The sequence below is a fragment of the Xylophilus rhododendri genome (genome assembly GCF_009906855.1).
Taxonomy (GTDB): domain Bacteria; phylum Pseudomonadota; class Gammaproteobacteria; order Burkholderiales; family Burkholderiaceae_C; genus Xylophilus; species Xylophilus rhododendri.
In genome coordinates, this window is sequence record NZ_CP047650.1 from 4941124 (window position 1) to 4965721 (window position 24598).

The window sequence follows — 24598 nt, forward strand, 5'->3', positions numbered from 1 at the left end:
GGCCCTGTTTCGCCCTGGCCCGGACCGGCGCCTGCGGCGGGATGGAAAGTGAGCGACCTGTTTTTCATGCACGGCACCATGTTTGTCACCAGTCCCCCCAGCCCCACCAGCCCCGGTCAGCCGACGACGAATTCAGGATCGGACGGATCCGAGGACAAGACCCCGGTTCCGCCGCCATCCGGGCAGGTGTCGAACCCCGCGCGGCAGGATCACCTGGCAGGGCTCAGGGCCATTCTTTCGCGGGAAGACCAGCCCTTCTGTGCCGCTGTCGGCGCCGAATCCGACGGTGACTGCCTGGGCAGCGTCTTCGAGCAGCTGCCGGCTGAGCTGTCCGAGGGCTACGAGCGTGTGTGGTTCGACCGGACGGCACGGGATATGGCGCGCGAATTCAAGGACGGGCTGGAACGGGTCGCTGGCGGACCGGCCGACGAGATTGAAACAGGCGTTCGTCTTTTCACGCTCCAGCGCATGGACGCATGCGGAGTGGAAGTGTGGTGCCCCGGGCCTGGCGAGAGCTGGTCCGTCGATCGCATGCTGCGGATGTTGCGTGCCCACGCCTGGCGGCTTCGGCTTTGCGTGGCCGCGGCTCTGAAGGCCTCCAGCGTCCCGGCCGAGGAGGCGGCCCTGGCCCTCCGCGCCTTCGAGGCGGCCATGGACGAATGGATGGGCCATACCTATCGCTGGGGACGCAGCCTCTGGCATATGCCGGACATGGGCTGCGAATACGACCGGGTCATGCAGCCGGCGGTCGAGCAGTGGCATGTCGCCCTGAACGCCTGGGCTTCGGAGCCGGAGCAGCGCGACGCCTTGCTGGCCGAGCGCCCTTGCTGGAGCATCGAAGAGCTGGGCACGGTGATCGCCGGGCTGCTGCAGGCCGCGCCCGGATGGAACCCGCCATGCCTGGGCGATCTGAGCAGTTATCTGTTGCAGGTCTTCCAGCGCTGCCTCTCCAGCCGCGCCATCGAAGGCGCGGAGCGCCAGAGGCTGTTGGGCGTCTTCGCCAACCGGCTCGACAGCGCCGTCCGGCAGCTGGAGGACGAGGCTGCGACCCTGGTCCCGACACGGCTGAAACTTCCGCCCCGGCCCCGGCCGCCGATCGACCATGGTCAGAGCAAATTCCGCTACTGCCGACCGCACGCCGAGGTGCTGGCCGAACTGCAGAGGCGCTTCCGGATCGCCGGCGTGGCGGCATGGCGGCCGGATGCGGCGATCGAAGATCCCGCCGCCTTCGACAAGACCGTGCTGGACCGTGCCGCGTCCATCGAGCTCGCGCTCGATGTACGGGCCAGCCGGCCCGCCGAAGCGATCGAGGCCGGCCTGCTGAAGCGGGTCACCCGGCTGCTGGACGAGACCTCGGCCGCCGCATGGTCGCCATCGGGCGCCAGCACCAGGGCCGACGACCAGGGCGTCTCGCAGATGCAGCAGATCCTGCTGGTCAACCAAACCGGGGTGTTCGCCGGCATCGACGCGTCGCGGCTGTCGCCCGAGAAGGCCGCGCATGCCCGCGCAGGCGTGCAGCGAGCCCTGACCGACTGGGTGGCTGCCAAGCTGGACTGGCTGCCCAGCCCCCGCAACCTCGACTACCTGAGGATGTTCGCCCGATGGCAGGCCATGCGGGTCCGCTGGACGGAACAGCCCGAGGCGCGCGACGTGCTGGCACAGGATTTCCTGCCGCTGGACCAGCTGCCGGCCTGGTGGCACGACGGCGGGCGGGAGACGGTCAAGGCGGAACTGCTGCATATCTTCGACCGCTTCACCCGGAGCCTGGACATGCAGCCCTTCGAGCGGGAGGCCCTGATGGCGATCTTCGAGGAGCAGTTCGACGGCCTGGCCGCGGTGCCGCCGGCGGTGCCGTCATGATGAACCCGGCCCCTTCCGGCGCGACGGCCGATCGCCCCGCGATCCGCGGCAGCCGCTTCGTCTGCCTGCCGCGGTCGTGGCCGATGGCCGGCCGCCGGGCCGTCGGCCAGCAGGGTCTTGAACGCCCGTCGTAGACTTCCGCCGAGCCACGACGCCCGTTTTTCTTCCCTCAGCATGACCACTCAGCCCACCGAAGCCCAGATCCGATCCGCCCTCGCCGGGGTGACAGACCCCAACACAGGCGAGAGCCTGGCCAGCCCGCGCGCCCTCAAAAGCGTGTCCGTGGCGCCGGACGGCGCGCTGCGCCTGGCCGTCGAGCTGGGCTATCCGGCCCGCAGCCAGCATGCGGCGCTGGCCGAAAGCCTGCGCAGCGCCGCGCTGGCCGTGCCGGGCGTGAGCCGCGTCGAGGTGGACTTCAGCCTGAAGATCGTCGCCCATTCCGTGCAGCGCGGCCTGCAGCCCATGCCCGGCGTGCGCAACATCCTGGCCGTGGCCTCCGGCAAGGGCGGCGTGGGCAAGAGCACCACCGCCGCCAACATCGCCCTGGCCCTGGCCGCCGAGGGCGCGCGGGTCGGCCTGCTCGACGCCGACATCTACGGCCCCAGCGTGCCCACCATGATGGGCATCGCCGGCCAGAAGCCCGCCAGCACCGACGGCAAGACCATGGACCCGCTGCGCGCCCACGGCCTGCAGCTGATCTCCATCGGTTTCCTGATCGAGCCCGACCAGGCCATGATCTGGCGCGGCCCCATGGCCACCCAGGCGCTGGAGCAGCTGCTGCGCCAGACCAACTGGGACGACCTGGACTACCTGGTGGTCGACATGCCGCCCGGCACCGGCGACATCGCGCTCACCCTGTCGCAGCGCGTGCCGCTGGCCGGCGCGGTGATCGTCACCACGCCGCAGGACATCGCCCTAATCGATGCACGCAAGGGCGTGAAGATGTTCGAGAAGGTCGGCGTGCCGCTGCTGGGCGTGGTGGAGAACATGGCGGTGCATGTGTGCAGCCAGTGCGGCCATGCCGAACACATCTTCGGCGAGGGCGGCGGCCAGCGCATCGCCGCCGACTACGGCATGCCTTATCTCGGCGCGCTGCCGCTGGCGCTGGCCATCCGCCAGCAGGCCGACGGCGGCACGCCCACCGTGGCGGCCGAGCCGGACGGCGCCCATGCGGCGCTCTACAAGGACATCGCACGCAAGGTGGCGGTGGGCATCGCCGGCAAGGGCAAGGATTACTCGGCACGTTTCCCGAGCATCACCGTCAGCCAGAACACCTGAGGCCACGCGCCGGGCGGGGTTCGGCAAACAGGGCAGGGCTGCGCCAGCGGCATGGACGGCGGCCGCAGCGGGCCGGGAGACTCGCGGGTTCGTCCCACCTGTTTCCGACCGGAAGGCCCCGCCATGGACTTCTATCCACCATCCCTCGTCCGCCTCCCCGACGACTTTTTCTGGCCCGCCAAGCTGTCGATCGAGGAGACGCATCAGTTCTCCCCGCCTCATGCGCCCAAGGCCGGTGTGCCGCAATCGCATCCCCTGGCGCATGCGCTGGGCGACATCGTCTGCACCCCGGACCATGGCTTCGCGCCGCCCGTGCCGCTGCATGTCTTCGCAGACCTGCTCGAAGACATCGCCTGGGCGCCGCGCGAGGACTTCCCCCGCATCGCGCGGCTGCTGGCCCGCGCCCTGGGCCTGGTGCTGCCGCCGCCCAAGGCCTTGCGCGGATCGGGCTTCGGCCGGCGCCTGCGGGCGCAGCCGCCGCAGGCCTGCGGCCTGAGCGAGCTGCTGACGGCGCTCGGTGCCAGCAGCCGCTCGCGCCGGCCCGACCGGCCCGAGGACCGCAGGCGCTGGTCGCTGGCCTTCGAGCGCGCGCTGGCCGAAGGCCACGATGACGATGCCGCGCAGCGCAGGGCCGATCTGCTTGCCTGTGTGCTGCTGCTGCGCTACGCCTTCGGCGGGCCGGCCTGCGAACTCTCGCCCCGTTATGACTGGCTGCGCCACCAGATGTGCACGCCGGTGCAGGACCCCGCGGCGGTGGAGGACCTGATCCACGACGCGATGTTCCGCAACCTCTACACCCGCATGGCGGCCCTGTCGATGCCGGTCGCGCCACGCCGCGCCGCGCTGCAGGGGATGCGCGAGAAACGGGACGCCGGCCTGTGGGACGCCGAGCAGTACCGTGGCGGCATGCTGCATGCCTTCGACACGATGGCCGGCGCGATCCGATGGGCCGCCGGCATGCCGCCAGAGGACACCGAAGCCGTGGCGCCGGTGGCGGCTTCGGATCCGGTTCCGGCATGGCCTTGCGCGGGCCCGCCGCTGTTCCATGACAACACCGCGTTCGAGAAGCTGGGCATCGCCCAGGAACTGCACGGCCATGCCGCCGCGCTGCGCCAGGCCTGGTGCAGCGAGCTGCTGGCCAGCAAGGGCCAGCGCGACTGGCAGGAGGAGTCGAAGCAGGGCATCGAGGCGCTCTGGCCCGATGCCCTGCCCATCATGCTGGTGGAAACCGCGGCGCGCGCAACGCCGATGCAGCGCCTGCATCGCATGCAGACGCTGGGGCGGCAGCTGCTGGTGTTCTTCGAACTCTGTGCCGTCGCCTGCGGCACCGCGGCGGCCGATACGCAGCGCCTGCTTGCCTGGATGCGGGTCCGAATCGACGAGGCGGTGGCGCATTTCGACTGGGCGATCGGCCAGGTGCAGACCGTCTCGCCGCTTCGGGAGACCGGCCAGGCCTGCGGCGAGCCGGCGGGTGTGGCGCCTGCCGGCCTGTGAAGCTCGCGCCTTCTTTTTTTCCGTCGAGGAAAGCCGCGCCATGGACCTGCCCCCTCTCTCCTCTCGTCCCGTCACTCCGCCCGTGACCGACCCGTCCGCTGCCCAGGCGGCACAGCCCGGGCAGGAGCCGCAGCCGGATGCACAGGCGCAGTCCTGGCCCTTGGCGGATGCGCTGGCCCGTGGCGACGCCTGCTGGACCGCATCTGCGGACCTCGACGCCGAGGCCAGGGCGCTGCTGGTGCAATCGGTGCGGGAGCAGTTGCGGCTGCTGCGTTTCGCCTTCGGCGGCCGGGTGGGCGACCCCACACAGGACGATCTGCGCCGGCGCGAGGCCCTGTATCCGGTCGTGCGCAACGTGCAGACGGACCAGGAGGTGATCCACGACGGCCTCATCGCCCTGTTGTTCGCCGATATGGAGAAGCTCGCGATCGACGTGCGCGAGTTGCGGGCGAGGGCGCAGGAGGCACGCCAGGACCGGCTCTCCGGCCGCCTGGGCATGCTGCACTACCGCGGTTTGATGGAATTCCTCTTCCACGAGCTGGACCGCTGGCTGCAGCCTTCGGAGGCCGCCCGGGGGCCCTTCGACTATTACCGTGAACTGGGCCTGCCGCGCTACCTTCACACCCACGCCGCCGCACTGGAGGCCGACTGGTGCCGGGAGCTGGACGATATGCGGACAGACCCGCCGCGCTGGCATGAGCGTGCCTCGACCCGTGCCAATGTGTTCTGGTCCACCGCGCTGCTGCGCATGCACCTGGAGCGGTCGTCGCGCAACCATCCCGCCGGCATGGTGTTCACCATCAGCGTGCTGCGCGAGCAGTTGCGCAGGCTGTTCGAGCATGGCCTGGACAGCTGCGGCATCGCGGCAGCCGACCGGCCGGCGCTGCGCGATCTGGCCATGCGCCAGGTCGCGTCGGTGGCTCGGCAAATGTTCATCACCCTGGGGCCGGGCACCGGCTCGCAGGCCAGCGTGGAAGTCGCGGCGCCGACCGGCAATCCCCGCGCCGGCTCGACGCCGCGGCGGCACGAGCCGTCCTGAGGACAGGCATGCCGGCCGGGCGCGGGCGGTTTCGGGTCGGCCCGGGAGCACTGCGCATCGACGCGGCCGCTGCCCGGAGCGCTCGGGGAAGCTCCTGCTCCCGCCACTTCCTTTGAAGAAAGCCCCGCCATGGCCTTGCCTCCGCTGCTGCGCGCCGACAGGCGTCATTCGCTGTTCATCGACGAGACGCCGGACACCGGTCGGCCACCTTCGCCCCCGGAGCCCCGGCCCGATGCCGCGCCGGCCTCGCCGCTGGCGAGCGAGCTGCAGGACATCGTCTGCACGACCGGCCATGGCTTCGAGCCGGCGCTGTCGGTCGTCGATTTCGAAAGCCTCGTCGGCTGCATGCCCTATGTGCCTGCGCGCAGCCTCGAAGAGCTGGCGCGGCTGCTGGGCCGGGCGCTGGGCATCGTGATCCCGGTGCTGGGCGATGCCCGGCGCAAGGAAATCGGCTGCCGGCTGCGGGCCTGGCCGCTCGCGCGCCCCTGCATTGCGGAACTGCTGGCGCTGCTGCTGCCAGAGAGCGAGGGGCAGGAAGCGGCCTCGCTGCCGAATCGAAGGGCCTGGCAGGCCGCGTTCCGCCGGGCCCTGGTGCGCGGGGACGGGGCCTTGCCCGCTCCACTGAGTCTGCGCGAACGCCTGAAGCTGTGGGCCGATCTGCGCGAGCAGATCATGTTGATGCGTTATGCCTTCGGCGGCAGCGTCTGCCGGCTCACGCCCTTTTATCTGCAGTTCTGCGAGGAAATGCGCTCGTCGCGCATGACGGCGGCGCAGAGCGTGGAACTGGCCAACGACTGTCTGATCGCGCTGCTGTTCCAGCGCATGGCTTCTCTGTCCATCGACTGCGCGAACCTCCAGATGTTTGCCCTGCAGCTGCGCGCGCAACATTTCGCGGGGACCATGAGCACCGAGCACTACCGGGCGCGCATGGCGGTGCTTTTCGGGGCGATGGCCGAGGTGGTCGCTCCCGGAACCTCGGGGAAATCCGAAGGCGCAGGCGCCGCCACCGGGCCGGCAGACGGCGATGCACCTTCGGCTTCAGCGCAGGTAGGCCCCGCCGTTGACATCCAGGGTGGTGCCGGTCACGAAGGAAGACAGCTCTGAGGCCAGGAACAGGCAGGCCCCGGCCACCTCCGATGGATGGCCCGCCCGCCGCAGCGGCCAGGCCTGCGCCTTCTCGTGCTTGCTCTCGTCGGTCGAGCCGCTGCGCGAGAAGTCGGTGAGGATCAGCCCCGGGCATACCGCGTTGGCGCGGATGTTGTCCGGCCCCAGCTCCAGCGCCATGGAGCGGGTGAGCCCCAGCACCCCGGCCTTGGCGGCGCAGTAGTGGGCGCCGCCGAACACACCGCCGCCCTGCTGCGCCGACATCGAGGACACATTGACGATGGAGCCGGCGCGCGCCGCCCGCATCGCCGGCAGCACTGCCTGCGACATCTGCAGCGTGCCGCGCAGGATCACGTCGGTGATGCGTTGGTAGTCGGCCGTGTCGATCTCGCAGAAGGCGCGTTTCTGTGTCACGCCGGCGTTGTTGATCAATACGTCGATCCTGCCGCCGCCCCAGGCCAGGGCCTGGGCGGCGGCGGCCTGGCAGTCCTCGGCGCGGGTCACGTCGCAGCGCAGGCCGATCGCCTGGGGCCGAGGGACTCGGCGGCCAGGCGGACTTCCTCGCCGTCCATGTCCAGCATCGCCACCCGCGCGCCGTGGGCGATGCAGAGTTCGGCCGTCGCCTTGCCGATGCCGCGTGCGCGGCCCGCGCCGGTGATCATCACCAGCTTGCCTTCGAGCAATGTCATCGCGGGGCTTTCAGTCGGCGGTGATGTTGGCTTCGGCGGCGATCTTCTTCCACATGGGGATGTCGCGTGCGTTCTCTTCGGCCTGTGCCTTTCCGTCGAGGAAGTCCACCGTGATGCCCAGGGCGAGCAGCTTGGAGACCACGTCGGGCTCGGCCAGCGCTTCCTTGAGCGCGCCGGCCACCTTGTCCACCATGGGGGCGGGCACGCCGGCCGGCATGTACATCACCCAGCTCAGCAGCTGGTCGAAATCGATGCCCTGTTCCTTGTAGCTGGCCACCTGCGGCAGGCTGGGCGAGCGCTGGGTGCAGACCGCCAGGGGCTTGAGCTTGCCTTCCTTCACGAAGGGCGTGCCGGTGGCCATGTCGACGAAACCGACGGTGATGTGGCCGCCCAGCATGTCCGTCATGATCTGGCTGGCGCCTTTGTAGGGCACATGCACCAGCTTCACGCCGGCCTTCTGCGCCAGCACCTCGGCGCAGAAATGGCCGGTGGAGCCCAGGCCCCAGGTGGCGTATTGCACCGTGCCGGGCCTGGCCTTGGCCAGCGCCAGGAACTCCTTGAGGTTGTTGGCCGGATAGTCGTTGGTGGCCACCATCAGGATGGAGGAGGTGCCGATGCGGCCCACGGTGGTGAAGCTCTTGAGCGGGTCGTAGGGCAGCTTGGGATAGATGGCCGGCGCCAGCAGGTGGGTGGACATGCCGCCGATCGAGAGGTTGTAGCCGTCCGCCGGCGCCATCGCGGCGGTGTGCGCGCCCAGCGTGCCGGCCGCGCCGGGCTTGTTCTCGACGATCACCGCCTGGTTGAGGATCTTGCCCATGCGCTCGGCCAGCAGCCGGCCCAGCACATCGCCGCCGCCGCCGGCCGCGAAGGGCAGCAGCATGCGGATGGGTTTGTTGGGGTAGTCGCCGGTCTGCGCGGATGCCAGGCATGCGGCGGCCGCCAGCGCGGCGGCCAGCAGGAATTTCTTCATCGTGTGTCTCCTTGGTTTTTGGAAAAGCCTCAGGGCCGGGCGGTCATGGCCTGGTGGCGGCCTTCTTCGCCTTTTTGGTCTCGGCCGGCGCTGGCGCGGCCGTCGTGTCCGCCGCGTGCGAACGCGCCAGCGGTGCGCAGGATTCGCGCAGCACCAGCTGGGTGGTGATGACGATGCGCTCGGGTTCCGGGGCCACCTGCGGGTTCAGGCGTTTGAGCAGCAGCTCCGCCGCGGCGGAGCCCACCGCGTCGAAATCCCAGGTCAGCGAGGTGATGGCAGGCGTCACCAGCTGCGAGATGTCGGTGTCGCCCACGCTGATCACGCTGATGTCCTGCGCCGCCGACATGCCCGAATGCCGCATGCCCTGCAGCACGCCCGACAGGATGCGGGTGCCCAGGCAGACGAAGGCGGTCGGCGCCTCCCTGGAGGAGAGCAGGGCCAGCGACTCGCTGAAGGCGAACTCCATGGCCGAGGGCTCGCAGCGGATCAGCCGCTCCACCGGCTGCAGGCCGCGTTCGGCGAAGGCATCGCGAAAGCCCGCGATGCGTTCGCGGCCCGGGCGCAGCAGCTGTCCCGGCGTGAGCAGGGCGATGCGGCGGTGGCCCAGGTCCAGCAGGTAGCGGGTGGCCTGCAGCGCGCCGTGGAAATGGTCCACATGCACGCCGCTGCCGTGCTCGCCGAAATCGCGGTCCAGGGCCACCACCGGCAGGCCCTGCTCGCGCAGTTCGTCGAGCAGCTCGGGCCGCTCCATCTCGCAGGCGCCCAGGATCAGCCCGTCGACCCGGCGGCGGCGGAAGAAATCGATCATGGCCTTCTCGCGCTGGCCCTCGTTGTTGGTGTTGGCCAGCAGCAGGGCGCAGCCGTCGCGCTGCAGCCGCGCCTCGATCGCCTTGATGATGCGGGCGTAGAGCGGGTTGGAGAAGTCCGACACCAGCAGCCCGATCACGCCGGTGGACTGGGTGCGCATGCTCTGGGCGATGGCGTCCGGCGTGTAGCCCAGGCGCCGCGCGGCCTCCTGCACCGCGGCGATCGCCTGCTCGCTCACCCGGCCGGCCCGGTTGAAAGCGCGCGAGGCGGTGCCCACCGAGACCCCGGCGGCGGCGGCGACATCGCGGATCGTGGCGCGGCCCTTGCGTTCTGGCTTCATCTGCTGTCCTGATAGAAACGTTTCTACGGTGAATCGAATGGTGTCGCAATCGTAGCGCTACATCATGGTGATAAACCCTGAGTGGCCTCCAAAGACCGTTCCAGCAAAATGAGCGAGAACGTTTCTACAAAGAGGTATCGCATGAGTCGTTTTCTGGGTGGCGCGCGGCAGGTGGGTTTCGTGGTCCACGACATCGAGGCGGCCATGGCCCACTGGCACCGGGTGCTGGGCGTGGGGCCCTGGTTCTACAAGGAGGACGTGGGCACGACCGAGTTCAGCTACTACGGCAAGCTTTCGGCGATACCGCGGCTGTCGATCGCCCTGGCCAACTCCGGCGACCTGCAGATCGAGCTGATCCAGCAGCGCAACGATGCGCCCTCGCTCTACCTCGACAGCCTGCGCCGCTCGGGGGAGGGCGCCCAGCACATCGCCTGGTGGACCGAGGATCGTTTCGACATCCTGGCCCGCCAGCTGCTGGACGCCGGCTATGTGGAAGGCCACGCCGGCCGCATGGGCCAGCGCGGTCGCTTCGCCTACTACCTGCATCCGGACCTGCCCAGCGGCATGGTCGAGCTGTCGGAGACCTCGGGCGGCAAGGGCGAGTATTTCCAGAAGATCGCGGCCGCTTCGCGCGATTGGGATGGCCGCGAGCCGGTGCGGGTGATGTCCGCTGCCCCGGCAGCTGGCGCGTCCTAGAGGCTCGACCCGCCGTCCACCACCAGCTGGATGCCGGTGATGTAGGCCGCGTCGTCCGAGGCCAGGAAGAGGGCGGCCTTGGCGATGTCCCAGGGGCTGCCTTGGCGGCCCATGGGGCAGCGGGTGTCGCGGAAACGGTGGCCTGCTTCGGCGGCTTCGGCGCTGTCGTAGAGGGCGTCCGCATGGGGTGTCCGGATCATGCCGGGCACGATGCAGTTGCAGCGCACCTGCTGCGCGGCGTACTGGCGGGCGATGACCCGGGTCATGTGGTTGAGCCCGGCCTTGGAGGTGCTGTAGGACAGGAATTGCATCGGGCTCCACTTCAGGCTGGCGGTGGAGGACAGGTTGATGATGGCCCCGGAGCCCTGCGCCAGCATGGTCGGCATGACGGCCCGCGCCGCTGCCATCGCGCCGCGCAGGTTGATCGCCATCACCCGGTCCCAGCCGGCGTCGTCCACCTCCAGCAGATCGCCCTGGATCTCGATGCCCACGTTGTTGTGCAGCACATCGATGCGGCCGTGCGCGGCGGCGACGCGCGCCACCACCGCGTCGACCTCGGCCGAATCGCTCACGTCCATCTGCAGGGCCACGGCCTGGTGGCCTTCCGCGCGGATGAGTTCCGCGGCCTCCTGCGCCGCGGCCAGCGACCGGTCGGTGCAGACCACCAGCGCGCCTTCGCGGGCGAAGGTGATGGCGCAGGCCGTGCCGTTGCCGATCTGGTCGGCGCCGCTGAACTGCTTCTTGAGGGTGCCGGCGCCGGTGACCAGGGCGACTCTGTCTTTTAGCTTCATGGGGAGGATGTCTGGCGATGGAGAAACGTTTCTACATCCTAGTCCGCCACCGCCGTCCACAGGCATCAGGGCTTGCCCCAGTGTCCGCAGAAGGCCTGCCCGGCAAAATGGCGTAAACGTTTCCGCAACCCACGAAGCCCTCCGACATGAACCAAGCGCTCACCCAGGCCCGCCTGAAAACCGTCCGCGACCACATGGCACTCGAATGCGTGCAGGACTGGGATGCCGTCATCGCCACCTTCGAGCATCCGCGCTACGAGATGCTGGGCAACGGCCAGGTCTATGACGGCGAGGCCGAGGTGCGCGCCTATTTCGACGCCTCGCGCAAGGCCTTTCCCGACCAGGTCAACGAAATCATCGCGCTGGCCGCGGACGACGGCACGAACACGGTGCTGGTCGAGTTCTTCCTGATCGGCACCCACCTGGGCGACTTCACCGTGCGCGGCAAGGTCTACCCGGCCACCGGCAAGGGCTTCAAGGTGCGCATGGCCGCCACCTTCGAATTCGCGCCCGGCTCGGACAAGGTGATCTGCGAGCGACCCTACACCTCGCCGGACCTGAAGCTGCAGCAGCTCGGCCTGCTGTGATCCCACGGCCCTCTTTCCAGGAGACCACGATGAACCTCCCGAATACGCTTCCCACCTCGCTCACCCACCAGGACAGCCTGCTGACGGTGAACATCCACGACCTGACCTATGTGCCGGGTGCCGCGCCGGGCTCGGAGATCGTGCCGCTGTTCCTGGACCGCGAGAACGGCATCTGGGTGCTGTACGGGCGCTTCCAGCCGGGTACCCGGCTGCCCAAGCATTTCCATACCGGCACGGTGCATTTCTTCACCACCAAGGGCGAGTGGAACTACCTGGAGTACCCGCAGAACCCGCAGACCGAAGGCAGCTACCTCTACGAGCCGGCCGGTTCCATTCACAGCTTCGCGGTGCCGGACGATGCCGCGGGGCCGGCCGAAGGCTTCATGGTGGTGTATGGCGCCAACATCAATTTCGACGGCGAGCAGTTCCAGAACATCCGCGATGCCGGCGCGATCGAGGACGGCATCCTGGCCTGGTTCCGCGAGCGCGGTCTGCCGGTGCCGCCCTATATCTCGCCGAAGTCGGCGGACCACAAGAACCGCGGCTGAAGGCGGCGCGGTTTTCAATGACCTCCACCCGATAGGTGATAGCCGGACTCAATTTGACACAGATTGCACCAAAAACGACACTCCGGGCCCGCTAGCAGAGCGGCTCGCACACCGCGAGCACTCACGCACATCCCCTGGAGAGACGACACATGCCCGGATTCCTGGACAAGGAACGCACCATCGCCGGCCCCGGCTTCAACCGCTGGCTGGTGCCGCCAGCAGCCCTCGCCATCCACCTCTGCATCGGCATGGCCTATGGCTTCGCGGTGTTCTGGCTGCCGCTGTCGAAGGCCCTGGCCACGGCCGGCACCGGCGCGGTGACCTGCGGGCCGGAGGTGAGTTTCCTCGCCGAGCTGTTCGCCACCGATTGCGACTGGCGTGTGGCCACCCTGGGCTGGATGTACACCCTGTTCTTCGTCTTCCTCGGCTGCTCGGCGGCCCTGTGGGGCGGCTGGCTGGAACGGGCCGGTCCGCGCAAGGCCGGCGTGGTGGCGGCGGTCTGCTGGTGCGGCGGCATGCTGCTGTCGGCGCTGGGCATCCACCTGCACCAGTTCTGGCTGATGATCCTGGGCTCCGGGGTGATAGGCGGCATCGGGCTGGGCCTGGGCTATATCTCGCCGGTGTCCACGCTGATCAAGTGGTTCCCCGACCGGCGCGGCATGGCCACCGGCATGGCCATCATGGGCTTCGGCGGCGGCGCGATGATCGGCTCGCCGCTGGCGGTCGACCTGATGAAGAACTTCTCCACGGCCACCGATGTGGGGGTGATGCAGACCTTCGTGGTCATGGCCATCGTCTACTTCGTCTTCATGATGGCCGGCGCGCTCGGCTACCGCGTGCCGCCCAGCGGCTGGAAGCCGGCCGGCTGGACGGCACCGGCCGCGCAGGCGTCCAACACCATGATCACCCAGCGCCATGTGCATGTGAAGAAGGTCTGGGGCATCCCCCAGTTCTGGCTGGTGTGGGTGGTGCTGTGCATGAACGTGAGCGCGGGCATCGGCGTGATCGGCATGTCTTCGCCGATGCTGCAGGAAGTCTTCGGCGGCAGCCTGATCGGCGTGGCCAAGAAGTTCGGCGAACTCGACAAGAGCGAGCTGGCGGCGATCGCCGTGGTGGCGGGCGGTTTCACCGCGCTGCTGTCGCTGTTCAACATCGGCGGGCGCTTCTTCTGGGCCACCATCTCCGACAAGCTCGGCCGACGGCTCACCTACGTGACCTTCTTCGTGCTGGGCGGCCTGCTCTACGCCAGCATTCCGGGCTCGGCATCGGCCGGCAACAAGCTGCTGTTCGTCGGTGCCTTCTGCATCATCCTGTCGATGTACGGCGGCGGTTTCGCCACGGTGCCGGCCTACCTGGCCGACCTGTTCGGCACCCAGTTCGTGGGCGCCATCCACGGCCGGCTGCTCACCGCCTGGGCGACCGCCGGCATCCTGGGCCCGGTGGTGGTGAACTACATGCGGCAGTACCAGCTGGGCCTGGGCATTCCGCGCGAACAGGTCTACAACCAGACCATGTACATCCTGGTGGGCATGCTCGGCGTCGGCCTGGTCGCCAACCTGCTGGTGCGCCCGGTGGCCGACAAATACTTCATGAGCGAGGCCGAACTGGCCGTCGAGAAGCAGTTGGCCCACGAGAAGGCCGCCGCCGCCGAGGTCGGCGCGGGCAGCGGCGCTGGCGGCCCGACCAGCCCGGCCCTGGTGGGATTCGCCTGGCTGGCGGTGGGGATACCGCTGGCCTGGGGCGTCTGGCGCACACTGCAGAGCGCTGCCAAGTTCTTCAACTGAATTTCCCATGGACGAACAGAAGATCGAGTTCTACAAGGGCCCCGCCGGTGGCTGGGGCGCCCTGAAGTCGGTCGGCCGTGCGCTGCAGCGGCAGGACATCGCGATCAAGGGCGCCAAGACCCTGCTGTCGGCCAACCAGCCCGACGGCTTCGACTGCCCCGGCTGTGCCTGGCCCGACCGCAACCACGCCTCCACCTTCGAGTTCTGCGAGAACGGCGCCAAGGCCGTGGCCGCCGAGGCCACCGCGCGCCGCGCCGGGCCGGAGCTGTTCGCCCGGTACAGCGTGGCCGAACTCGCCGAGCAGAGCGATTTCTGGCTGGAAGACCAGGGGCGGCTGACGCATCCCATGGTGTACGACGCGGCCACCGACCATTACCTGCCCATCGAGTGGGATGCCGCCTTCGCCCTGATCGCGCGCCATCTCAACGCGCTGCCCGATCCCAACCAGGCGGTCTTCTACACCTCGGGCCGGGCCAGCAACGAGGCAGCCTTCCTCTACCAGCTGTTCGTGCGCGAATACGGCACCAACAACTTCCCCGACTGCTCCAACATGTGCCACGAGCCCAGCGGCAGCGGCATGCGGCCGCAGATCGGCGTGGGCAAGGGCACGGTGTCGCTGGAGGATTTCGAGCACGCCGACGCCATCTTCATCTTCGGCCAGAACCCCGGCACCAACCATCCGCGCATGCTCGGCGAGCTGCGCGAGGCGCACAAGCGCGGCGCGAAGATCGTCAGCTTCAACCCCTTGCGCGAACGCGGCCTGGAGCGCTTCCAGGATCCGCAGAGCAAGATGGAGATGGCCACGATGGGCTCCACGCCCATCAGCACGCACTACTTCCAGCTGCAGGTGGGCGGCGACTTCGCGGCCCTCAAGGGGATGATGAAACACCTGGTCGAGCGCGAGGACGCGGGCGAGCAGGTGCTCGACCATGCCTTCATCGCCGAGCACACCAGCGGCATCGAGGCCCTGCTGGCCGACCTGCGCGCCGAGAGCTGGGAGGCCCTGGTGGCCGAGTCCGGCCTGAGCGAGCAGCAGATCCGCCAGGCCGCCGAGGTCTACCGCCAGGCCGAACGCGCCATTGTCTGCTGGGGCATGGGCATCACCCAGCACCAGCATTCGGTGGCGACCATCCAGCTGATCGTCGACCTGCTGCTGCTGCGCGGCAATATCGGCCGCCCGGGCGCCGGGCCTTGCCCGGTGCGCGGCCACAGCAATGTGCAGGGCGACCGCACCATGGGCATCTGGGAGAAGCCGCCGGCCGCGCTGCTCGACCAGCTGGAGAAGATCTTCGGCTTCAAGCCGCCGCGCGAGCACGGCTGGGACGTGGTGCAGACCATCGCCGCCATGCGTGACGGCAAGGGCAAGGTCTTCTTCGCGCTGGGCGGCAATTTCGCCTCGGCCACGCCGGACACCTTCGAGACCTGGAAGGCGCTGCGCAGGTGCGAGCTGACAGTGCATGTCACCACCAAACTCAACCGCAGCCATTTGATCCACGGCCGCGAGGCGCTGATCCTGCCCTGCCTGGGCCGCACCGAGATCGACATGCAGGCCGAGGGCCCGCAGGGCGTGACGGTGGAGGACTCCATGGGCATGGTGCACATCTCCAAGGGCATCAACCCGCCGGCATCGGAGCACCTGCTGTCCGAGCCCGCCATCGTCGCCCGCCTGGCCCATGCCACGCTGGGCGTGCGCAGCCGCATCGACTGGCTGGGGGCGATCGAGAACTACGACCGGGTGCGCGAGCTGATCGAGAAGGTCTTCGTCGACTTCCACGATTTCAACCGCCGCGTGGCGGTGCCCGGCGGCTTTCGCCTGCGCAACACGGCCAGCGAACGCGTCTGGACCACCGACACCGGCCGCGCCAACTTCTACGCTCACCGGCTGCCCACCGACACGCCGGTGCACCGGGCGCGCGCCAAGGGCCTGGACACCATCGTGTTCAAGCTCGGCACCACCCGTTCGCACGACCAGTACAACACCACCATCTACGGCATGGACGACCGCTACCGCGGCGTGTTCGGCCAGCGCCGGGTGGTCTTCATCCACCCCGATGACATCCGTTCGCTGGGCATGCGGGACGGCGACTGGGTGGACCTTCAGACCGTCTGGGACGACGGCCAGGAGCGCCGCGCCGAGCGCTTCAAGCTGGTGCCCTACGACATCCCGCGCGGCTGCCTGGCGGCCTATTACCCGGAGACCAATCCGCTGGTGCCGCTGGAGGCTGTGGCGCTGACGGCGGGCACGCCGACCTCCAAGTCGATCCCCGTGATCCTGGTGCCGCATCTGGCGGCGGCGCCCGCGCCGTCCATGCCCTTGTTCGAAGGCGCCACCGCTTGAGCCGGCCCGCGCCGGCCTTCGGCACGCTGGCGGCGGCGCTGCTGATCACGCTGGCGCAAGAGGGCGCGGACGCCGGGCGGCCGGTCTCGCTGCCGCGCCTGGTCAAACGGCTGGAGCAGGGCGCCAGCGTGCTGCTGCGCGAGCTGGCGCTGATGGGCAGTGCCCGCATCGGCGCAGTGGCCGGCCCGGGCTGGGTGCAGGTCGAGCAGGACGGCGAGCGCTGGCGGGTACGGCTGACCGCCGAGGGCGCGGCAGCCGCCTCGCGCATCGAGTGGCCGGCGGACGACATCCGCTCCTGACGCTGGCGCCATCCACAGACGATAGGGCCGTGCCCCCTGGGCGTTCGGTTGCGGGCGTTCGGCTTCGTCATGTTTTCCTTCGGTGATGCCGAACTCTCCAAAACTGTGCCGCAAGTCTTGGATTCAGCCCCACACAAGGAAACCACATGGACCCGATCCGCCCCCTGCCCCTGCCTCCCCTGGCCGCCGTCGACGATGAGGAAGACGCGCTGGACTGGTTGCTCGACGAGGAAGAGGAAGAGGAGGCCGGAGGGGACACCGACGCCGATGCGGACGAACTGCTGGCCGGCGAACTCGGCAGCTTCCTGCGCGACCACGGCTGCGGCGGCGCGGCCCTGGGCGAGGACTGAAGCCCGGGCTTTTGTCGCACGCGGCGCCCCGGGGCGCGGGAGAATCGGGCCATGCCTTCCGATATGAACCCGCCCGCCATCGCCGACGACACCCCGAGCCTTTCCTCGCTGCTGCAGGTGCCGGTATGGCGCGAGAGCCGCACGGCCGAGGCGCGTGAAGACCGCGACTGGCTGGCCGCCGAGGTGCCTGTCGCGCTGGTCTTCAACGGCATCTCGCACGCGGTGATGATGGCCACGCCGCAGGACCTGGAAGACTTCGCCCTGGGTTTCTCGCTCAGCGAGGGCATCCTCGATGCGCCCGCGGACTGCCGGGGCATCGAGATGCGCCAGGTGGCCTTGCCCGCGGGCTCGGCGGACGATCCCGAAGCCCCGGCCATCGAGCTGCATCTGGACATCGCCAACCGCGCCTTCATGCGACTGAAGGAGCGCCGCCGCTCGCTCACCGGCCGCACCGGCTGCGGCGTCTGCGGCATCGACAGCCTGGGCGCGCTCGACCTGCTGCCGGCGCCGTCATCCACGGCCTTGCCCGCGGGCATCGATGTGAAGACCGTGCTGGCGGCTTTCGACGGGCTGAACGCCCTGCAGCAGCTCAACGCCCTGGCAGGCTCCCTGCATGCGGCCGGCTGGGCGCGGCCGGATGGCAGCCTGGCCGAGGTGCTGGAAGACGTGGGCCGGCACAACGCACTCGACAAGTTGCTGGGCCGGCTGGCGCGCACCGGGCGGCTGGCGGAGCCCGGCTTCGTCGTCATGTCCAGCCGCGGCAGCTACGAGCTGGTGCGCAAATGCACCCGCCTGGGGGTGCCGGCCCTGGCCACCATCTCGGCGCCGACCACGCTGGCGGTGCGCATCGCACGCGAGGGCGGGCTGGCGCTGTGGGGACTTTGCCGGCGGGACAAGGCCGTGCGTTACGCCTGAACCGCCTGTCCCTCAGCGGCCCTGGAGCGCCGGGGAACGCGAGAAAACCTCTGCCGCCCAGTCCACGAAGGCCCGCACCTTGGCACTCAGATGCCGGTTCGGCGGATACACCACATGGAAAGGGAAGGGCGCCGTGGTCCAGTCCGGCAGCACCTGCACCAGGTCGCCGCAGGCCAGGTGCGGCGCCGCCGCGAAGGTCGCCATCTGCGACATGCCCAGGCCCGCCAGCACGGCCGACTCGTGCGCATTGGCCTCGTTCACGGCCAGCTGGTAGCGCATGGTCAGCTCCACACGCTCGTCGCCATTGACGAAGTCCATGGGGAAGGGCCGGCCGGTGCGGTTCATCAGGTAGTGGATCACCCGGTGCTGCTCGCCTTCCAGCTCGCTCGGATGCTGCGGCACGCCGTGGCGGCGCAGGTAATCCGGCGAGGCCACGTTGATGAAGCTGATGCTGCCGATGCGCCGCGCCACCAGGAACTGCTCGGTGAGTTCGCCGCCGCGGATCACGCAGTCGACGTTCTCGCCGATCAGGTCGACCGCGCGGTCGCCCACGCCGAGGTCGAGCTGGATGTCGGGATAGCGGTCCTGGAACTCGCGCAGCGCCGGGATGATGATCAGCCGCGCCACCGAGGAGCCGATGTCCACCCGCAGCCGGCCGCGCGGCGTGGCCTGGGCGTTGGTCATGCTGGCCTCGATGTCGTCGAGGTCGCTGAGCAGCCGGCTGGCGCGTTCGTAGTAGGCCGCGCCGTCGGCGGTGACGGTCACCCGGCGGGTGGTGCGGTTGAGCAGGCGCACCTGCAGGCGCGACTCCAGGGCCTGGACCTGCTTGGTGATCGAAGCCTTGGGCAGCGACAGCGAATCGGCGGCCTTGGTGAAGTTGCCGGTCTCCACCACCCGGGTAAAGGCGCGCATCGCCTGGATCTGGTCCATGGTTCCCCTCTGACGCTGTATAGCTCGAATGCTTGGTATGGTCCCGCTGTGCGGCCTCGCCTTCGGCGAGACCCCGGCGGGTAGGAGAATTCTCACACCCGCGAGGCCGTCCATTGTTGGTGTGCGGGAAACAGAGCATCGTCGCCGTGCCGGTTTATCGCACACCGCCAAGTCTTTACAGTTCACTTCACCTTGCGCTCCAGCGCTTTCAGGAAAGCCCCATGTCCTCCATCCCTTCCACCGCCAAGACAGACGCCGCCGAATGCGTGGGTGGCGGCCTGGACGACACCCTGGCACTGCCCGGCCGCGATCCGGTCGGCGTGCGCTGGTACGGCAAGGGCCAGCGCCAGGCCGGCGGCGGCACGCCGCTGGTGCTGCATTTCCACGGCGGCGCCTTCGTGTCCGGCGGCCTGGAGAACGGCAGCATCGTGGCCCGCATCCTGGCCGATGCCGGCGCGGTGGTCTGCTCGCTGGAGTATCCGCTGGCGCCCAGCCATCCTTTCCCGGCCGGCATCGAGACCGGTTATGCGGCGCTGGACTGGCTGCACCGCCACCGCGTGAAGCTGGCAGGCCGCGGCGCCCGCATGTTCCTGGCGGGCGAGGAGGCCGGCGGCAATATCGCCGCGGCCGTCGCCGCCATGGCGCGCGACCGGGCCCATCCGTCGCTGGCCGGCCAGATCCTGCTGTCGCCCATGCTCGACCCCTGCACCGGCACCGCCTCGCTGCGCGACGCCACCTGCGTGAAGACGGGGGCCTGCAAATGGTCCGAAGGCTGGCTGGCCTATCTGCGCGGCCCGCGCGATGCCGAACACCCTTATGCGGTGCCCAGCGCCTCCTGCCGCATGGCCGGCATCGCGCCGACGCTGGTGATGGCCGGCGTGAACGACCCGATGCACGACGAGGCCCAGGTCTACGCCGAGAAGCTGCGCGGCGCCGGTGTGCCGGTGACCTGGCAGCCCATCGCCCAGGCCGAGGGCTGGCCCGATGCGCTGGCCCTGGAGGGTGTGGACCGATGTCCCTGTGCCGGCACGGTGCGTGACCATGCCGCCGCCTTCTTCGCCGCGACCGCCAAGGCGCCCGAACCCCCGCACTAGTCCCGCCCCGGACCGCGGCTTGAGCCCCGCGATCCCCCACCACCGCTGAACCCGTTCTTCCGGCATTCGCCCTGCCGGCCGGACGGCTGCTGCCCCGGGAAGGGCAGCCCTCTTTTGTGTTTTTCGCTTTCGACCGCGTTGCGGCCGCCGCTCGCGCTCGCGCTTTTTTTACCTCTTTCTTTTTTCGAGGGACCCGCCATGACCGACGCATCCAACAAGAACTTCTCCACGCAACGCCGCCGCTACGGCGTTGCCCTGTCCGTGGCCACGGTGGCGGTGGCCGCCGGCGCCGCCGCCTTGATCGGGCTGCCGGGCTCGGCTTCCAGCGCCGATGCCGGCTCGGCCGCGCCGCCGCCGGCACCGCCGGTCTCGGTGTCCACCGTGGCCGAGCGCCAGATCAACGCCTGGGACGAATACTCCGGCCGGCTCGAAGCCGTGCAACGGGTGGATGTGCGCTCGCGGGTGGCCGGCGCGGTGCAATCGGTGCATTTCCGCGAAGGCGCACTGGTCAAGGCCGGCGACCTGCTGGTCACCATCGACCCGGCGCCCTATGCCGCCGAGGTGGACCGCGCCGCTGCCGAAGTCGCCGCCGCCAAGGCCCGCCTGGATTTCAGCCGCAGCGAGCAGGCCCGCGCCCAGCGCCTGTGGGACGACAAGGCCATCGCCGAGCGTGAGCTCGACGAGCGCCGCAATGCCGGCGCCGAAGCCGATGCCCGCCTGCGCGGCGCCCAGGCCGCGCTGCAATCCGCCCGCCTGAACCTGGGCTACACCCAGGTGCGCGCCCCGGTCGCCGGCCGCATCGGCCGCATCGAGGTGACGGTGGGCAACCTGGTGGCCGCCGGCCCCAGCGCGCCGGTGCTGACCACGCTGGTGTCGGTGAGCCCCATCTACGCCAGCTTCGACGCCGACGAACAGGCACTCGGCCGCACCGGCGCCCGCGCCGCATCGGGCAGCATCCCCGTGCGCATGGGCACCGCCGGCCAGGAAGACATGCCCTACACCGGCCGCCTGCAGCTGATCGACAACCAGGTCGATGCCCGCAGCGGCACGGTGCGCGTGCGCGCCGTCTTCGACAACGCCGACGGCAGCCTCACGCCCGGCCAGTTCGCCCGCATCCAGATGGGCCATGCGCGCAGCAGCCAGGCCATCCTGGTGAGCGAACGCGCGGTCGGCACCGACCAGAGCCGCCGCTACGTGATGGTGGTGGGCGCCGACAACAAGGCCGAGTACCGCGAGATCAAGCTCGGCGCGCCGGTCGACGGCCTGCGCGTCGTCACCTCGGGCCTGAAGTCCGGCGAACGCATCGTCGTCAACGGCCTGCAGCGGGTGCGCCCCGGCGCCACCGTGGCGCCGCAGGAAGTGCCGATGCAGCAGGCCCGCACCGAGCAGGCCGCGCGCCCGTCCTGAGACGGCGCTGAAGGAACCCAGCCATGAACATCTCCAAATTCTTCATCGACAGGCCGATCTTCGCCGGCGTGCTGTCGCTCCTGATCTTCCTCGGCGGCCTGATCGCCGTGCGCGGTCTGCCGATCTCCGAGTACCCGGACGTGATCCCGCCCTCGGTGGTGATCCGCGCCAACTATCCCGGCGCCAACCCCAAGGTGATCGCCGAGACGGTGGCCACGCCGCTGGAGGAGGCCATCAACGGCGTCGAGAACATGCTCTACATGAGCAGCCAGGCGACCACCGACGGCCTGATGACGCTGACCGTGACCTTCCGCCTGGGCACCGACCCGGACAAGGCGCAGCAGCTGGTGCAGAACCGCGTCTCGCGTGCCGAGCCGCGCCTGCCGGAGGAAGTCCGGCGGCTCGGCATCACCACGATCAAGAGTTCGCCCGACCTGACCCTGGTGGTGCACCTGTCCTCGCCGACCGGCCGCTACGACATGACCTATCTGCGCAACTACGCGGTGCTCAACGTCAAGGACCGGCTGGCGCGGGTCGATGGCGTGGGCGACGTGCAGCTCTTCGGCTCGGGCGACTACTCGATGCGGGTCTGGCTCGATCCGCAGAAGGTGGCGCAGCGCGGCCTGTCGGCCGGTGAGGTGGTGACCGCGATCCGCGGCCAGAACGTGCAGGCCGCGGCCGGCGTGGTGGGCGCATCGCCCGGCGTGACCGGCATCGACGTGCAACTGCCCGTCAATGCGCAAGGCCGCCTGCAGAACGAGGAATCCTTCGGCGACATCATCGTCAAGACCGGCTCGGACGGCGCCGTGACCCGCCTGCGCGACATCTCGCGCATCGAGCTGGGCGCTTCCGACTACGCCCTGCGTTCGCTGCTGGACAACAAGGATGCGGTGGCGATCCCCGTCTCCGCCGCCCCGGGCTCCAACGCCATCGCCATCAGCGACGGCGTGCGCGCCACCATGGCCGACATCAAGAAGAACATGCCCGAGGGCGTGGACTACGAGATCGTCTACGACACCACGCAGTTCGTGCGTGCCTCCATCGAATCGGTGGTGCACACCCTGCTCGAAGCCATCGCCCTGGTGGTGCTGGTGGTGATCGTGTTCCTGCAGACCTGGCGCGCTTCCATCATCCCGCTGCTGGCCGTGCCGGTGTCGGTGATCGGCACCTTCGCGGTGATGCGCATCTCGGGCTTCTCGATCAACGCGCTGAGCCTGTTCGGCCTGGTGCTGGCGATCGGCATCGTGGTGGACGACGCCATCGTGGTGGTGGAGAACGTGGAGCGCAACATCGAGGCCGGCCTGGCCCCGCGCGAGGCGGCCTACCGCGCGATGCGGGAAGTCTCCGGCCCCATCATCGCCATCGCCCTGGTGCTGGTGGCGGTGTTCGTGCCGCTGGCCTTCATCAGCGGCCTGACCGGGCAGTTCTACCGCCAGTTCGCGCTGACCATCGCCATGTCGACGGTGATCTCGGCGATCAACTCGCTGACCCTGTCGCCGGCGCTTGCCGCGCTGCTGCTGCGCCCGCACGACGCACCCAAGGACGCGCTGACCCGCGGCATGGACAAGGTGCTGGGCGGCTTCTTCCGCGGCTTCAACCGCCTGTTCCAGCGCAGCTCCGAGGCCTATGGTGGCGGCGTCAAGCGTGCCATCGGCCGCAAGACGCTGATGATGGCGGTGTACCTGGTGATCGCGGTGAGCACCATCTTCGTGTTCCGCGCGGTGCCCGGCGGCTTCGTGCCGGCGCAGGACAAGCAGTACCTGATCGGCTTCGCCCAGCTGCCCGACGGCGCCACGCTGGACCGCACCGAGGCGGTGATCCGCCGCATGGGCGAGATCACGGCCAAGCAGCCCGGCGTGCTGCATGCGATCCAGTTCCCCGGCCTGTCGATCAACGGTTTCACCAACAGCTCCAACTCGGGCATCGTGTTCGTGTCGCTGGACGACTTCGACAAACGCAAGGGCAAGGGCATGAGCGCGGGCGAGATCGCCGGCCAACTCAACGCGCAGTTCTCGCAGATCCAGGACGCCTTCATCCTGATGTTCCCGCCCCCGCCGGTGCAGGGCCTGGGCACGACCGGCGGCTTCAAGCTGATGCTGGAAGACCGCGGCTCGGTGGGTTACGAAGGCATGGATGCGGCGCTCAAGGCCTTCATGGCCAAGGCATCGCAGGCGCCCGAACTGACGGGTCTGTTCTCCAGCTTCCAGGTAAACGTGCCGCAGCTCTTCGCCGACATCGACCGCACCAAGGCGCGGCAGCTCGGCGTGCCGCTGACCGAGGTCTTCGAGACCATGCAGATCTACCTGGGCAGCCTGTATGCCAACGACTTCAACCGCTTCGGCCGGACCTATTCGGTGCGGGTGCAGGCAGACGCGCCCTACCGCGCCCGGGCCGAGGACATCGGCCTGCTGAAGGTCAAGTCCAACACCGGCGAGATGGTGCCGCTGGCCGCGCTGATGAACGTGGCGCCGGCCTTCGGACCGGAACGCGCCATGCGCTACAACGGCTTCCTGGCGGCCGACGTCAACGGCGGCGCGGCCCCGGGCTACTCCACCGGCCAGGCGCAGGACGCGGTCAAGCGCATCGCCGCCGAGACCCTGCCGCCCGGCGTGGACTACGAATGGACCGACCTGACCTACCAGGAGATCCTGGCGGGCAACTCCGGCGTGCTGGTGTTCCCCATCGCCATCCTGCTGGTGTTCCTGGTGCTGGCCGCCCAGTACGAGAGCCTGACGCTGCCGCTGGCCATCATCCTGATCGTGCCCATGGGCCTGTTCGCCGCGATGACCGGGGTGTGGCTGAACAACGGCGACAACAACGTGTTCACCCAGATCGGCCTGATCGTGCTGGTGGGGCTGAGTGCGAAGAACGCCATCCTGATCGTGGAATTCGCCCGTGAGCTGGAGTTCGCCGGACGCAGTCCGCTGCAGGCGGCGATCGAGGCGGCCCAGCTGCGCCTGCGCCCCATCCTGATGACCTCGCTGGCCTTCGTGATGGGTGTGCTGCCCCTGGTGCTGGCGACAGGCGCCGGCGCCGAGATGCGCCGCGCCATGGGCGTGGCGGTGTTCTCGGGAATGATCGGCGTGACGGCCTTCGGCCTGTTCCTCACGCCCGTTTTCTACGTGATGCTGAGAAAGCTCACCGGCAACCGCGCGCTGCGCCAGCACGGCGAGCACGAGTCGCCCCTGCCGGTCGATCCCACGCATGGCCACGGCCATGGCGGCGGCGGCGACGCACGCCTGCTGCCGGCCGCGCCGCGCGGCACGCACGAATGAGAC

The 24598-nt window shown here is 69.4% G+C and carries 20 protein-coding genes and 1 pseudogene; 16 read left to right on the forward strand and 5 right to left on the reverse strand.

Going from position 1 to position 24598, the window contains the following annotated elements; genetic code table 11:
- Positions 1-48 precede the first annotated feature (48 nt).
- The 5 genes from GT347_RS22870 to GT347_RS22890 all read left to right on the forward strand — a co-directional run bounded on the left by GT347_RS22870 (position 49) and on the right by GT347_RS22890 (position 6775).
- Complete coding sequence (locus GT347_RS22870) at positions 49-1860, forward strand: hypothetical protein (RefSeq protein WP_160554381.1); 1812 nt, start codon at positions 49-51, stop codon at positions 1858-1860.
- 174 nt (positions 1861-2034) lie between these two features.
- Positions 2035-3138, forward strand: a complete 1104-nt coding sequence (gene apbC, locus GT347_RS22875) for an iron-sulfur cluster carrier protein ApbC (RefSeq protein ID WP_160554382.1) — start codon at positions 2035-2037, stop codon at positions 3136-3138.
- A 123-nt stretch (positions 3139-3261) separates the two neighbouring features.
- The gene (locus GT347_RS22880; protein WP_160554383.1) at positions 3262-4632 is read left to right on the forward strand and encodes a hypothetical protein; all 1371 of its coding nucleotides are present in this window, start codon (positions 3262-3264) and stop codon (positions 4630-4632) included.
- Positions 4633-4672: 40 nt separating this feature from the next.
- Positions 4673-5671 (forward strand): hypothetical protein, encoded by a 999-nt coding sequence (locus GT347_RS22885; protein ID WP_160554384.1) that lies wholly within the window; start codon positions 4673-4675, stop codon positions 5669-5671.
- A gap of 129 nt (positions 5672-5800) precedes the next feature.
- Entirely contained in the window at positions 5801-6775 is a 975-nt protein-coding gene (locus tag GT347_RS22890; RefSeq protein WP_160554385.1) for a hypothetical protein, read from the forward strand.
- On the opposite strand, the pseudogene GT347_RS22895 reads toward GT347_RS22890, so the two are convergent.
- The 3 genes and pseudogenes from GT347_RS22895 to GT347_RS22905 all read right to left on the reverse strand — a co-directional run bounded on the left by GT347_RS22895 (position 6710) and on the right by GT347_RS22905 (position 9581).
- Positions 6710-7464, reverse strand: a pseudogene (locus GT347_RS22895) (SDR family NAD(P)-dependent oxidoreductase). The gene GT347_RS22890 and the pseudogene GT347_RS22895 sit on opposite strands and share 66 nt — an antisense overlap.
- Before the next feature lie 10 nt (positions 7465-7474).
- Positions 7475-8434, reverse strand: a complete 960-nt coding sequence (locus GT347_RS22900) for a Bug family tripartite tricarboxylate transporter substrate binding protein (RefSeq protein WP_160554386.1) — start codon at positions 8432-8434, stop codon at positions 7475-7477.
- 43 nt (positions 8435-8477) lie between these two features.
- Positions 8478-9581: a LacI family DNA-binding transcriptional regulator gene (locus GT347_RS22905; protein WP_160554387.1), complete on the reverse strand. Its 1104-nt coding sequence runs from the start codon at positions 9579-9581 to the stop codon at positions 8478-8480.
- A 141-nt stretch (positions 9582-9722) separates the two neighbouring features.
- On the opposite strand from GT347_RS22905, the gene GT347_RS22910 reads away from it, so the two are divergent.
- A complete protein-coding gene (locus GT347_RS22910; RefSeq protein WP_160554388.1) occupies positions 9723-10277 on the forward strand; it encodes a VOC family protein in 555 nt (184 codons plus the stop codon).
- Here the strand turns inward: GT347_RS22910 and GT347_RS22915 are convergent.
- Positions 10274-11068 (reverse strand): SDR family NAD(P)-dependent oxidoreductase, encoded by a 795-nt coding sequence (locus tag GT347_RS22915; protein WP_160554389.1) that lies wholly within the window; start codon positions 11066-11068, stop codon positions 10274-10276. The genes GT347_RS22910 and GT347_RS22915 overlap by 4 nt on opposite strands.
- A 146-nt stretch (positions 11069-11214) precedes the next feature.
- On the opposite strand from GT347_RS22915, the gene GT347_RS22920 reads away from it, so the two are divergent.
- The 7 genes from GT347_RS22920 (at position 11215) to fdhD (ending at position 17889) form a co-directional block, all read left to right on the forward strand.
- Positions 11215-11655: a nuclear transport factor 2 family protein gene (locus GT347_RS22920; protein WP_160554390.1), complete on the forward strand. Its 441-nt coding sequence runs from the start codon at positions 11215-11217 to the stop codon at positions 11653-11655.
- A gap of 29 nt (positions 11656-11684) precedes the next feature.
- Positions 11685-12203, forward strand: coding sequence for a 2,4'-dihydroxyacetophenone dioxygenase family protein (locus tag GT347_RS22925; RefSeq protein ID WP_160554391.1), 519 nt, complete (start codon positions 11685-11687; stop codon positions 12201-12203).
- Positions 12204-12352: 149 nt separating this feature from the next.
- On the forward strand, positions 12353-13987 hold the full coding sequence (locus GT347_RS22930; protein WP_160554392.1) for an OFA family MFS transporter: 1635 nt from the start codon (positions 12353-12355) through the stop codon (positions 13985-13987).
- Between the two features lie 7 nt (positions 13988-13994).
- Positions 13995-16325 carry an FdhF/YdeP family oxidoreductase gene (locus GT347_RS22935; RefSeq protein WP_160554393.1) on the forward strand — a complete coding sequence of 777 codons (2331 nt, stop codon included), beginning with the start codon at positions 13995-13997 and terminating at the stop codon, positions 16323-16325.
- Positions 16322-16624, forward strand: coding sequence for a hypothetical protein (locus tag GT347_RS22940; protein ID WP_229722438.1), 303 nt, complete (start codon positions 16322-16324; stop codon positions 16622-16624). The genes GT347_RS22935 and GT347_RS22940 overlap by 4 nt, the downstream gene beginning before the upstream one ends.
- A gap of 146 nt (positions 16625-16770) precedes the next feature.
- A complete protein-coding gene (locus tag GT347_RS22945) occupies positions 16771-16974 on the forward strand; it encodes a hypothetical protein (RefSeq protein WP_160554394.1) in 204 nt (67 codons plus the stop codon).
- 51 nt (positions 16975-17025) lie between these two features.
- Entirely contained in the window at positions 17026-17889 is an 864-nt protein-coding gene (gene fdhD / locus GT347_RS22950; RefSeq protein ID WP_160554395.1) for a formate dehydrogenase accessory sulfurtransferase FdhD, read from the forward strand.
- Between the two features lie 12 nt (positions 17890-17901).
- Here the strand turns inward: fdhD and GT347_RS22955 are convergent, their stop codons facing one another.
- On the reverse strand, positions 17902-18819 hold the full coding sequence (locus tag GT347_RS22955) for a LysR family transcriptional regulator (RefSeq protein ID WP_160554396.1): 918 nt from the start codon (positions 18817-18819) through the stop codon (positions 17902-17904).
- Positions 18820-19040: 221 nt separating this feature from the next.
- Between GT347_RS22955 and GT347_RS22960 the strand changes: the two genes are divergently transcribed.
- The 3 genes from GT347_RS22960 (at position 19041) to GT347_RS22970 (ending at position 24595) form a co-directional block, all read left to right on the forward strand.
- The gene (locus tag GT347_RS22960; protein WP_160554397.1) at positions 19041-19913 is read left to right on the forward strand and encodes an alpha/beta hydrolase; all 873 of its coding nucleotides are present in this window, start codon (positions 19041-19043) and stop codon (positions 19911-19913) included.
- A 198-nt stretch (positions 19914-20111) separates the two neighbouring features.
- Positions 20112-21320 carry an efflux RND transporter periplasmic adaptor subunit gene (locus GT347_RS22965; protein ID WP_160554398.1) on the forward strand — a complete coding sequence of 403 codons (1209 nt, stop codon included), beginning with the start codon at positions 20112-20114 and terminating at the stop codon, positions 21318-21320.
- 23 nt (positions 21321-21343) lie between these two features.
- A complete protein-coding gene (locus GT347_RS22970) occupies positions 21344-24595 on the forward strand; it encodes an efflux RND transporter permease subunit (RefSeq protein ID WP_160554399.1) in 3252 nt (1083 codons plus the stop codon).
- Positions 24596-24598 lie beyond the last annotated feature (3 nt).